General features: G+C 66.6%; 9 protein-coding genes. All 9 read left to right on the forward strand.

Annotated features, from left to right (window positions below; translation table 11 throughout):
* The first annotated feature begins 31 nt into the window (after positions 1–31).
* The 9 genes from GCT19_RS11815 to GCT19_RS11855 all read left to right on the forward strand — a co-directional run bounded on the left by GCT19_RS11815 (position 32) and on the right by GCT19_RS11855 (position 11,625).
* Complete coding sequence (locus tag GCT19_RS11815; protein WP_152852030.1) at positions 32–1,477, forward strand: UDP-glucose dehydrogenase family protein; 1,446 nt, start codon at positions 32–34, stop codon at positions 1,475–1,477.
* 33 nt (positions 1,478–1,510) lie between these two features.
* Positions 1,511–1,966 (forward strand): arsenate reductase/protein-tyrosine-phosphatase family protein, encoded by a 456-nt coding sequence (locus GCT19_RS11820; protein WP_018431976.1) that lies wholly within the window; start codon positions 1,511–1,513, stop codon positions 1,964–1,966.
* Positions 1,960–3,165: a polysaccharide biosynthesis/export family protein gene (locus GCT19_RS11825; RefSeq protein WP_152852031.1), complete on the forward strand. Its 1,206-nt coding sequence runs from the start codon at positions 1,960–1,962 to the stop codon at positions 3,163–3,165. Before GCT19_RS11820 ends, GCT19_RS11825 begins: the two co-directional genes overlap by 7 nt.
* Positions 3,166–3,302: 137 nt before the next feature.
* Complete coding sequence (locus GCT19_RS11830) at positions 3,303–5,501, forward strand: polysaccharide biosynthesis tyrosine autokinase (RefSeq protein WP_152852075.1); 2,199 nt, start codon at positions 3,303–3,305, stop codon at positions 5,499–5,501.
* Between the two features lie 56 nt (positions 5,502–5,557).
* Positions 5,558–6,499, forward strand: a complete 942-nt coding sequence (locus GCT19_RS11835; RefSeq protein WP_152852032.1) for a glycosyltransferase family 2 protein — start codon at positions 5,558–5,560, stop codon at positions 6,497–6,499.
* Positions 6,496–7,656, forward strand: coding sequence for a glycosyltransferase family 4 protein (locus GCT19_RS11840; RefSeq protein ID WP_018431973.1), 1,161 nt, complete (start codon positions 6,496–6,498; stop codon positions 7,654–7,656). Before GCT19_RS11835 ends, GCT19_RS11840 begins: the two co-directional genes overlap by 4 nt.
* A gap of 3 nt (positions 7,657–7,659) precedes the next feature.
* On the forward strand, positions 7,660–9,162 hold the full coding sequence (locus GCT19_RS11845; RefSeq protein WP_152852033.1) for a glucose-6-phosphate isomerase: 1,503 nt from the start codon (positions 7,660–7,662) through the stop codon (positions 9,160–9,162).
* Complete coding sequence (locus tag GCT19_RS11850) at positions 9,159–10,388, forward strand: glycosyltransferase family 4 protein (RefSeq protein WP_152852034.1); 1,230 nt, start codon at positions 9,159–9,161, stop codon at positions 10,386–10,388. Before GCT19_RS11845 ends, GCT19_RS11850 begins: the two co-directional genes overlap by 4 nt.
* Positions 10,389–10,458: 70 nt before the next feature.
* Positions 10,459–11,625, forward strand: a complete 1,167-nt coding sequence (locus GCT19_RS11855) for a glycosyltransferase family 4 protein (protein ID WP_018431970.1) — start codon at positions 10,459–10,461, stop codon at positions 11,623–11,625.
* The last annotated feature ends 178 nt before the right edge of the window (positions 11,626–11,803 follow it).

The raw sequence follows: 11,803 nt of genomic DNA on the forward strand, positions 1-11,803 counted from the left end.
TGAATCAACTCTATTTATCGAGGTGCAATCCATGAACCTGACGATCATCGGTAGCGGCTATGTCGGCCTCGTGACCGGCGCGTGTCTGGCCGACATCGGCCACGACGTGTTCTGTCTCGACGTCGACGCGCGCAAGATCGACGTGCTCAACAACGGCGGGGTGCCGATCCACGAACCGGGTCTGCAGGAAATCATCGCGCGCAATCGCCGCGCGAAGCGCCTGACGTTTTCCACCGACGTCGAGGCAGCGGTCGCGCACGGCGACATCCAGTTCATCGCGGTCGGCACGCCGGCCGACGAAGACGGTTCGGCGGACTTGCAGTACGTGCTCGCCGCCGCCCGCAACATCGGCCGCCATATGAACGGCTTCAAGGTGATCGTCGACAAATCGACGGTGCCGGTCGGCACCGCGTCGCGCGTGCGCGAAGTGGTCACCGCCGAGCTGGCCGCGCGCGGCGTCGAGCAGATGTTCTCGGTCGTGTCGAATCCGGAGTTCCTGAAGGAGGGCGCGGCCGTCGAAGACTTCACGCGGCCCGATCGCATCGTGCTCGGCTGCGACGACGACGTGCCCGGCGAAAAGGCGCGCGAACTGATGAAGCGCCTGTATGCGCCGTTCAACCGCAATCGCGAACGCACGCTGTACATGGACGTGCGTTCCGCCGAGTTCACCAAGTACGCGGCCAACGCGATGCTCGCGACGCGCATCTCGTACATGAACGAGCTCGCGAATCTGGCCGATCGCGTCGGCGCGGATATCGAGGCGGTGCGCCGCGGCATCGGTTCCGATCCGCGCATCGGCTACGACTTCCTGTACGCGGGCTGCGGCTATGGCGGCTCGTGCTTTCCGAAGGACGTGCAGGCGCTGATCCGCACCGCCGCCGATCACAACGCGAACCTGCGCATTCTCGAAGCGGTGGAAGCGGTCAACGACGCGCAGAAGCAGATCCTCGCGCAGAAGATCGTCGCGCGTCTCGGCGAGGATCTGTCGGACCGCACGTTCGGCGTGTGGGGGCTCGCGTTCAAGCCGAACACCGACGACATGCGCGCGGCGCCGAGCCGCGAGCTGATCGCAGAACTGCTGCGTCGCGGCGCGCGCGTGAAGGCCTACGACCCGGTGTCGATCGACGAAGCGAAGCGCGTGCTCGCGCTCGATCTGAAGGACGTGCCGCAGCAGCATGCGCGCCTTTCGTTCGTGAACGAAGAGATGGAAGCGGCGAGCGGCGTCGATGCACTCGTGATCCTGACCGAATGGAAAGTCTTCAAGAGCCCTGATTTCGATGCGCTGAAACGCATGCTGAAGACGCCACTGATTTTCGATGGCCGCAATCTGTACGAGCCGGACGTGCTGCTCGAACTCGGCATCGAGTATCACGCGATCGGCCGGCGGCACGCGTTGCGCAATGCGCCGGCGCGCGTCGGCGCGAACAGCGCGATGCACGCGGCGGGCATCGCCGCGGCGGAAACCTTCGGCCGCTGAGGCCACTGCGATTGCCGCGCGAGGAAACCCGCCATGTTCGCCAACGTGCTGATCGTGTGCCACGCCAACGTGTGCCGCTCGCCCGCCGCCGAGATGCTGTTCAAGGCGCGCCAGGCGCGCGCGCCGCGCCCGGGCGCCGCGCCGATCGCGTTTCATTCGGCGGGCATTCGCGCGGTGAACGGCCACGGCATGGACCCGGTGATGCGGCGCCTGCTCGAAGAGCGCGGCGTCGCGGCCGGCCTGCATCACGCGCGGCGTCTCGACCGGTCGCTCGTGCGCGCGGCCGATCTCGTGCTGGTGAGCGAGCGCGCGCAGGTGAGCAAGGTCGAAGCGCTCGATCCGTCCGCGCGCGGCAAGGTCTATCCGCTCGGCAAGTGGGAAGCCGATTCGGACGTCGCCGATCCGCACGGCGGCGCGGAAGACGAATACAGGGAGAGTCTCGTGCTCATCGAACATCTGGTCATGGGATGGCTGAAAAAAATATGCTGAAGAAACCCCGCATCGAAAACTCATTCGCGAGCTTGCGCACGAAGCTCGCCGCCTCACTTCTGCTGACGTCTTTTCTGTCGGCCTGCGCGACCGCACCGGGCAACTATCTCGACACGTCGCGGCTCAAGGACAACGATCAGGCGCCGAGCGAAACCTATCCGGTCCATCTGATCGACGCGAACCTGATCATGGCGCAGGCGCAAGCCGCCGCCGCGAAAACCGAGCCGTTGCCGCCGTCGGCGCTGTCCGATCCGTCGCTGTACGTGTATCACCTCGCGCCGCAGGACATTCTCGGCATCACCGTGTGGGATCACCCTGAGCTGACCACGCCGCAGGGCAGCACCTTGTCCTCGGGCGGCAACACTACGCAGACGATCGCGGGCGCGTTGCAGCAGCCGTATACGGCCGCGTTGCCGGGCCAGGCCGACCCGTACGGCCAGACCGTCGCCGCCGACGGCACGATTTTTTTCCCGTTCGTCGGCCGCATCCAGGCCGCGGGCAAGACCACCACGCAGCTGCGCGATCAGCTTGCCGCGCGCCTCGTGCCTTATATCCGCAATCCGCAGGTCGACGTGCGCGTGCTGTCGTATCGCAGCCAGAAGGTGCAGGTCACCGGCGAAGTGAAGCAGCCGGGACCGCTCGCGGTCAGCGACGTGCCGCTGACGCTGGTCGACGCGATCACGCGCTCGGGCGGCACGAACCCGGACGCCGACATCCAGCGCGTGCGCCTCACGCGCAACCACAAGCTCTACGTGCTCAACGCCGATCGCATGCTCGATCAGGGCGACACCACGCAGGACGTGATGCTGCAGAACGGCGACGTGGTCAACGTGCCGGACCGCACCGACAGCCGCATCTTCGTGATGGGCGAAGTGAAGACGCCGATCCAGGTGCCGATCATCCGCGGCCGCATGACGATCGCCGATGCGCTCACGCAGGGCGGCGGCATCCTGAACACCGACGCCAATCCGCGCCAGATCTTCGTGATGCGCGGCATGCGCGAGCATCCGACCACGCCCGAGGTGTTCCGCCTCGATATGACGCAGCCGGACTCGATCATGCTGTCCTCGCAGTTCCAGTTGCAGCCGCTCGACGTCGTGTACGTGGGCACTGCCGCGTCGACCACGTTCAACCGCGTGTTGCAGCAGGTGCTGCCGAGCGTGCAAACGCTGTTCTATCTGAAGCAGCTGACGCGCTGAACGTTTGGGCTGTAACGTCCCGCGCCGCTGTTGTAGAGGCCGGCGCGGGACGCGCAACGAAAGCAGAAGTACCGCTGACGCGAAAGCCGAAGCCAACGACACGGGATGGAACAGTGAGCAATCAACTCTCTCCACACATGGCTGGTCCGATCAAGACCGAAGAAGAAGACGTCGTCCTCGGACAACTGGTGCAGGTGATCCTGGACGACATCTGGTGGCTGCTCGCGATCACCGCGATTATCGTCACGATGGCGCTCGCCTACTGCTACCTCGCCAAGCCGACGTATTCGGCCGATGCGCATGTACGCGTCGAGCCGTCCGACAGCATGTCGCAGGCGCTCACGCAAACGCAGACCGGCGCCGCGATCACCAGCGGCTCGACGTCGCTGCCGACCGACGCCGAGATCGAAATCATCAAGAGCCGTGGCGTGGTCGCCCCGGTCGTGCAGCAGCTGAAGCTGAACTTCAGCGTGACGCCGAAGACGGTCCCGCTGCTCGGCAACATCGCCGCGCGCCTCGCGACGCCGGGCCAGCCCGCGCGTGCGTGGCTCGGGCTCACGTCATACGCATGGGGCGGTGAAAACGTCGACGTCGATTCGATCGACGTGACGCCGTCGCTCGAAGGCGAGAAGCTGCTGCTGCGCGTGATCGACGCGCAGCACTATGAGCTGTTCGCGCCGAACGGCTCGCTGCTGCTGCGCGGCGAGGTCGGTCAGCAGGCGCAGGGCGGCGGCGTGACGATGGTCGTCAACAAGCTGGTCGCGCGCCCCGGGCAGGAGTTCACCATCGTGCGCTCGAACGATCTCGACGCGATCACCGCGTTCCAGTCGGCGATCGCGGTGCAGGAGCAGGGCAAGCAGACCGGCGTGATCCAGATCTCGCTGGAGGACAAGAGTCCGCAGCATGCGGCGCTGGTCGCCAATGCGCTCGCGCAGTCGTATCTTCGGCAGCACGTGTCGAACAAGCAGGCCGACGCGAGCAAGATGCTCGACTTCCTGAAGAGCGAGGAGCCGCGCCTGAAGGCCGACCTCGAACGCGCGGAAGCCGCGCTGACCGCCTATCAACGTCAGTCCGGCTCGATCAACGCGAGCGAAGAGGCGAAGGTCTACCTCGAAGGCAGCGTGCAGTACGAGCAGCAGATCGCCGCGTTGCGTCTGCAAATGACGCAGCTCGCCGAGCGCTACGGCGACGACCATCCGACGCTCGTCGCCGCGCGTCAGCAGATGGCCGAGCTGCAGGCGCAGCGCACCAAATACGCGGACCGTTTCCGCGATCTGCCGGCCACCGAAGTGAAGGCCGTGCAGTTGCAGCGCGATGCCAAGGTCGCCGAAGACATCTACGTGCTGCTGCTCAATCGCGTGCAGGAACTGTCGGTGCAAAAGGCGGGCACGGGCGGCAACGTGCATATCGTCGACGCGGCGCTGCGCCCCGGCGCGCCGGTCAAGCCGAAGAAGATGCTGATCATGTCGGCGGCGGTGATTCTCGGGCTGATCGCGGGCACCGGTTTCGTGTTCCTGCGCCGCAATCTGTTCAAGGGCATCGACGACCCCGATCACGTCGAGCGCGCGTTCCATCTGCCGGTGTTCGGCCTCGTGCCGCAGAGCGCCGAGCAGGTGCAGCTCGAAAGCAGCTATGCGCGCGGCGGCGAACGGCTGCGTCCGGTGCTCGCGAATGCGCGGCCGAAGGACGTGACGATCGAAAGTCTGCGCAGCCTGCGCACCGCGATGCAGTTCACGCTGATGGACGCGCGCAACCGCATCGTGATGCTGACGGGCCCGATGGCCGGCGTCGGCAAGAGCTTCCTCAGCGTGAACCTCGCGATGCTGCTCGCGCATTCGGGCAAGCGCGTGCTGCTGATCGACGGCGACATGCGGCGCGGCGCGCTCGAACGTCAGATCGGCGGCGTGCAGGAAAACGGCCTGTCCGAGTTGCTGAGCGGCCAGATTTCGCTGGAAGAGGCGATTCGCCCTTCGAATGTCGAGGGCTTGAGCTTCATTTCGTGCGGCCGCCGTCCGCCGAATCCGTCCGAGCTGCTGATGTCGCCGCGTCTGCCGCAGTACCTCGACGGCCTCGCGAAGCGCTACGACGTGATCCTGATCGACACGCCGCCGGTGCTCGCGGTGACCGATGCGTCGATCATCGGCGCGTATGCGGGCTCGACGTTCTTCGTGATGCGCTCGGGCATGCACAGCGAGATCGAGCTGGCCGATGCGCTGAAGCGCCTGCGCGCGGCGGGCGTGCACGTGCAGGGCGGCATCTTCAACGGCATGCCGGCGCGCTCGCGGGTCGGCTACGACCGCGGCTACGCGGCGACCCAGGAATACCTGAGCACGTGACGCGCGCAGCGGACTCCAGCGCCGACTTCTGCCCAACAGGAACCGAGGACATCACGATGAAACTGACGGTACTGGTACCGACTTATCGCCGCCCGGCCGATCTCGCGCGCTGCCTCGCGGCGCTCGAGCGGCAATCGCGCGCGCCCGACGAAGTGATCGTGGTCGCACGCGTCGACGACGACGCGACCCATGCATGCCTGCGCGATCCGTTCACGCGCGGCCGCCTGCCGCTGGTGATCGCACCGGTGGACATACCCGGCCAGGTCGCGGCGCTCAATCGCGGGCTCGATGCCGCCAGCGGCGACGTGATCGCGATCACCGACGACGACGCCGCGCCGCGCCGCGACTGGGTCGAGCGCATCGCCGCCGCGTTCGAAGCCGATGCGCGCCTGGGCGCCTTGGGCGGCCGCGATTGGGTGCACGAAAAAGGCCGCGTGCTCGACGGCGAGCGGCCGCTGGTCGGCAAGGTGACCGCGCGCGGCAAGATCATCGGCAATCATCACCTGGGGGTCGGCGCCGCGCGCGAAGTCGACATCCTGAAGGGCGCCAACATGAGCTACCGGCGCGACGCGGTGCGCACGATCCGCTTCGACGCGCGTCTGCGCGGCGCGGGCGCGCAGGTGCACAACGACATGGCGTTCAGCCTCGCGGTAAAGAACGCGGGCTGGAAGCTCGTCTACGACCCGCAGGTTGCCGTCGATCATTTCCCCGCCGAACGTTTCGACGACGACAAGCGCGACGCACAGACGATGGCCGCGCTGCGCAATGCCGCGTTCAACTTCCATCTGATCCTGCGCGACCAGTTGCCGCCGCTGCGCCGCGAAGCCGCGTGGTGGTGGTGGACGCTGGTCGGCACACGGCTTTATCCGGGCCTCACGCATGCGGCGCTCGCGCTGCTGTCGAAACAGGCGCAATTGCGGCTGTCGCGCTGGCGCGAGGTGCGCGCGGGCGCCCATGAGGCGCGGCGCGCGCTGTCGAAGAGCGGAGTGTCCGCATGAGCACCAAGGTTCACGTTCATCTGTTTTACGGCGCCGATCCGCGCTTTTATCGCAAGGGCGACGACATCGGCTGCCTGTACGGTTATCACCACGCGGAGTCCGAAGCATTCGCGCTGACCTATTCGCAAGACGCGCGCGAAAGCCGGCCCGTGCGGCTCGTGCGGCGCGCGCTGAAGGCCGCGCTCGGTTTCGATTTCATCCATACGTGGCGCAATCGCGCGCAGATGCTGCGCTCGGACGTGATCTGGACGCATACCGAGCAGGAGTGGCTGTCCGCCGCGCTGATGCTGCTGCTGTGCGGCCGCAAGGCGGGGCCCGGCGCGTCGCCGCTGCTGCTCGCGCAAAGCGTGTGGCTGCTCGACAAGTGGCCGTCGTACGGCATCGTGCGCAGCTGGCTGTATCGCAAGCTGATGACGCGCGCGGACCGGCTGACCACGCTCGCGAGCGAAAACGCCGAGCTGTGTCAGGACTATTTCCACCGCGACGCGACGCCGCTGCTTTACGGCCTCAATACACGCGACTTCCCGGTCAACCCGCCGACGCAGTGGACGCCGCGTACACCGCTGCGCATCGCGGCGATCGGCAACGATCGCGACCGTGACTGGGAGACGCTGATCAAGGCGTTCGGCAACGATCCGCGCTACACGGTGAAGCTCGCGACGCGGCGGCGTATTCCCGCGTCGCTGCGCGCGTCGAACGTCGAAATCGCGCTGTTTTCTGGCATCAGGAAGCAGCACGAGCTGTACGACTGGGCCGACGTGATCGTCGTGCCGCTGCGGCCCAACTCGCACGCGTCGGGCATCACCGTGATGCTCGAAGCGGCGGCGGTCGGCAAGCCGATGGTCGCGACCGACGTCGGCGCGCTGCGCGACTATTTTCCCGCCGACGAAGCCGCCTACGTGCCGCCGTTCATTCCAGAGGCGCTGCGCGCCGCGGTCGACCGGCTCGCCGCCGAGCCCGCCGAGGCGTTGCGCCAGGCGCAGGCAGCCGCGGCCGGTCTGCTCGCGCGCGATCTGACCACCCAGCACTACGCGATGCAGCACGTGCGGATCACGCGCGAGATGCTGAGCGCGCGCGGGCAGGCGAGCGCGCACACGGCCGCGGCCACGCACGAGCAACGCGCCGCACCCGCGCGCGAATCGCGCGGAGGCCTCTAAGCGATGTCGACGATTCCGCGCGCGAACCCAATACCGCCGGCAGGCGCGGCCAACGCCGGCGCCGCGAAGACCAGCGCGAGCGGGCTGCTGTCCGGCGCAAGGCGGGAATGGCTGCCGCCGCTGTTGCTGTGGCTGATCACCGCGGTGCTGATCGTCGCACATCAGGGCACGGTGCTGACGCTCGCGTTTCCGGTGCTCGCGATCCTGACGGGCCTGTGGCTCTACTTCAAGAGCCCGGCGCGCTATATCGGCTTCATGTGGTGGCTGTGGTTTCTGAGCCCCGAAGTGCGGCGTCTCGCCGACTGGTCGAAGGGCGCGTTCACGCCGACGAGTCTGATCCAGGTCGCGCCGCTCGCCGTCACGATGATCAGCGGCCTGTCGCTGTTGCGCTATTACCGGCTGCTCGCGCAGCGCCGTGGTTTGCCGGTGCTGCTGATCCTGCTCGGCCTCGTCTACGCGTTCCTGATCGGCGTGATGTCGAGCGGCCCGCTCGCGGCCACCTACGACCTCGCGAACTGGCTTTATCCGATCCTGATCGGCTTTCACATCATGGCGCACACGCGCCAGTATCCGCAGTACCGCGACACGATCATCAACACGTTCATCTGGGGCATGCTGGTGATGGGCGGCTACGGCCTGATCCAGTTCTTCATCATGCCGCCATGGGACGTGCTGTGGATGCTCGGCTCGCAGATGAACTCGCAGGGCGACCCGGTGCCGATGGGCGTGCGCGTGTTCAGCACGATGAATTCGTCGGGCCCGTTCGCGTTCGCGATGATGGGCGCGATGGTCTTCGTGATGGCCGCGCAGCACCGCGTGCGTTGGATCGCCGCCGGGCTCGGCTTCTTCTCGTTCGCGTTGAGCCTCGTGCGCTCGACGTGGGGCGGCTGGGTCATCGCGCTGTTGATCCAGCTGGTGAAGTCGAACAACAAGGTGCGCGTGCGCATCGTCGCGAGCGCGGTGCTGCTCGCCGGCTTCTGCGTGCCGCTGCTCGCGGTCGGTCCGGTGGCCGAACGGATGCAGGCGCGCCTGAACACGATCGTCAATCTGCACGACGACCAGAGCTACGCGGCGCGTAACGAGTTCTACGCGAGCTTCGCGAAGACCGCGTTTACCGACGTGTCCGGCGAGGGCATGGGCGCGACCGGCACCTCGACGAAGCTTTCCAACGACGGCGGCCAGCTCGGCCAGTACGGCAACTTCGACAGCGGCGTGATGAACATTCCGTTCGTGCTCGGCTGGCCCGGCACCTTGCTGTACATGTCCGGCATCGTGTGGCTGCTGACGCGCGCGGTGCTCGCGTCGTTCAGGCTGCGCGACGACAAGTTCGTCTCCGCGTGCCTGAGCCTGTGTCTGGCGACCTTCGCGATGCTCGTGTTCACGAACTCGCTGGTCGGCACGGGCGGCCTGCTGCTCTTCATGGGCGCTTTTTCGATTCTTTCCGCGGTTCACTACGAAAAAATGAACCGCGCACGCACGCAATTTCTCCACGGAGGCACGGATTGAGAGTCGCCATAGTCACGCACGTAGTGCGTCATAACGACGGCCAGGGGCGCGTCAATCACGAGATCGCACGCGCGGCGCTCGACGAGAACATCCGCGTGACGCTGGTCGCGTCGCACGTGGCGCCCGAGCTGCTCGCGCATCCGAACGTGCGCTGGGCGCCGGTGAAGATCGGCCGCTGGTGGCCGACCAATCTGCTGCGCCAGCAGGTGTTCGCGCTGAAGAGCGCGCTGTGGCTGCGCGCGCATCGGCGCGACTACGACGTGCTGCACGTGAACGGCTTCATCACCTGGATGCGCGCCGACGTCAATACCTCGCATTTCGTGCATAGCGGCTGGTTCGCGAGCAAGTACTACCCGTTCGGTTTGACGAAGGGCGTGTGGTCCGCGTACCAGTCGGTCTATACGCGCTGCAACGCACTGCTCGAACGCTGGGCCTACCGGCGCTCGAAGGTGATCACCGCGGTGTCGCAGAAGGTCGCCGACGAAATCCGCGCGATCGGCCTCACGCCGCGCAACCGCGTGGACGTGATCTACAACGGCGTCGACACGCAGGGCTTCGCGGCGGCGAGCGGCGATCGCGCGAAGTTCCGCTTACCGGACGATGCGTTCCTGCTGCTGTTCGTCGGCGATCTGCGCACCCCGCGCAAGAATCTCGGCACCGTGCTCGCCGCGTTGAAGCATCTGCCCGAGCATGTGCAGATCGCGGTGGCCGGCTTTCTGCCTGGCAGCCCGTACCCGGACGAGGCGAAGGCGCTCGGCATCGCGCATCGCGTGCATTTTCTCGGGCTCGTGAAGGAGATGCCGGTGCTGATGCATTCGGTCGACGCGTTCGTGTTTCCATCGCGCTACGAAGCGATGAGCCTGTCGCTGCTCGAAGCGATGGCCGCAGGCCTGCCCGTCGTAACCGCGCGCACCGCCGGCGGCGCCGAGATCATCACGCCCGAGTGCGGCATCGTGCTCGACGATCCCGACGACCCGCAGGCGCTCGCTCGCGCGGTCGCGCAACTGGCCGGCGACGACACCGCGCGCCGCGCGATGGGCCAAGCCGCGAGCGAGCTCGCAACCGGCTTCGGCTGGGCGCGCATGGCCGCGCAATACATCGCGCTGTACCGGCAACTGGCCGGGCAGCAGGAAAACCGCCGGCGTAGCCAGACCGAAGCGACGGTTGTCGCGCAGAACGATGCGCTGACGCTGAACCATCTCGCCGGACAGAAGAGCGTGGAATGAGCGCGCGAACCGCGCCATCCACGCCAGGACATCGCAACTCACCGCAAGCAACACACAGGGGTACACCATCATGACGACTGGCTCAATCAAATCACTGCAAATCGGGATGCACTGGTTTCCCGAACGCGCGGGCGGCCTCGACCGCATGTACTACTCGCTGGTCGGCGCGCTGCCCGGCGCGGGCGTCGCGGTGCGCGGCGTCGTCGCCGGCTCGCCGAAAGTCGCGGCCGATACCGGTGGCGCGATCAACGGCTTCGGACCCGCCGCGCAACCGCTGCCGTTGCGGCTGATGGCGGCACGCCGCGCGTTGCGCCATGAAATCCGCAGCTCGCGGCCCGACGTGATTTCGTCGCACTTCGCGCTCTATACGTTTGCGGGCCTCGACGTGACGCGCGGCATTCCGCAGGTGTCGCATTTTCAGGGGCCGTGGGCCGACGAGAGCCACGTCGAAGGCGCCGATTCGCTCGGCCAGCGCGCGAAGCGTTATCTGGAGCAGTCGGTGTATGCGCGTTCGTCGCGGCTGATCGTACTGTCGGACGCGTTCGGCAAGATCCTGACGGCGCGCTACGGCATCTCGCCGGAGCGCGTGCGCGTGGTGCCGGGCTGCGTCGATGTCGAGCAGTTCAATCTGCCGATCACGCAAGCCGAAGCGCGTTTGCGTCTGCAATTGCCGCAGGATCGGCCGATCGTGCTGGCGGTGCGGCGGCTGGTGCGGCGCATGGGCCTCGAAGATCTGATCGATGCGGTCAAGCTGGTGAAACGCAGTGCGCCCGACGTACTGCTGCTGATCGCGGGCAAGGGGCGGCTCGAAAGCGAGCTTCAGGCGCGCATCGACGACGCGGGGCTCGAACACAACGTGAAGCTGCTCGGTTTCGTGCCCGACCAGCATTTGGCGGCGCTGTATCGCGCGGCCAATCTCAGCGTCGTGCCGACGGTCGCGCTGGAAGGCTTCGGGCTCATCACGGTCGAATCGCTTGCGTCGGGTACGCCGGTGCTGGTGACGCCGGTCGGCGGATTGCCTGAGGCGGTGGCGGGCTTGTCGCCCGATCTGGTGTTGCCGCAGACCGGCGCAGCGGCGATCGCCGCGGGACTCGCCGGCGCGCTGAACGGCACACTAAAGCTGCCCGATGAGGATGCATGCCGCCGCTATGCGCGCGAGCACTTCGATAACGCGGTGATCGCGAAGCGAGTCGCGGCGGTGTATGCCGAAGCGATCGCGGGGGACGCGTTGCATTGAAGCGCAGCGGCGACGCTTCGATGAAATGAAACGACAGGCGAGGCCGGATCGTGGCGATCGGGCCTCGCGTTCATGCCGCCGCAGGGCTAACGAAAAAAACAGGCTATCAATAACGGCATTTTTCTTTCGAACTTGAGCCCGGATCAGCCCTTGGTCACGCATTTTTCGACGTTATTTT

The organism is Paraburkholderia atlantica (genome assembly GCF_009362785.1).
Taxonomy (GTDB): Bacteria; Pseudomonadota; Gammaproteobacteria; order Burkholderiales; family Burkholderiaceae; genus Paraburkholderia; species Paraburkholderia atlantica.